The organism is Bacillus sp. AFS001701 (assembly GCF_002559405.1).
Classification (GTDB): domain Bacteria; phylum Bacillota; class Bacilli; order Bacillales; family Bacillaceae_G; genus Gottfriedia.
Genome location: NZ_NTZO01000345.1, coordinates 1 through 329, shown reverse-complemented (window position 1 = coordinate 329; position 329 = coordinate 1). Strand labels below are relative to the sequence as shown.

Below are 329 nucleotides of genomic sequence, written 5' to 3'. Positions count from 1 at the left end.
TGATTCCGCAGGACCGAATGGAATATGTAAAACTACTTGTAAAGATCGATTCAAAAGCTGTTAAAGTTTCAAATATTCAAGTGCAACCAAAGAATGGAAAATATGAAATCTCGTTTAATGCTGACACTTAAAAGATACAATATAAAAATAAGTATGGCTAGAAAAGGAAATTGTTTGGATAATGCATGCATCGAAAGTTTCTTTAGCCATTTTAAAACAGTATGCTTTGATCGATATCAATTTAACGATCAAAAACAAGTTGAGCACGCAGTGAAACGTTATATTTGGTACTACAATAATAAAAGATTTCAAAAGAAATTAAATAACCT

General features: G+C 29.8%; 1 protein-coding gene. It reads left to right on the top strand.

Features of this window, described 5'->3' with window-relative positions; all coding sequences use genetic code 11:
- Positions 1-102: 102 nt before the first annotated feature.
- A partial coding sequence (locus CN514_RS19635) for an integrase core domain-containing protein (protein ID WP_217993944.1) occupies positions 103-329 on the top strand: 227 nt, incomplete at its 3' end.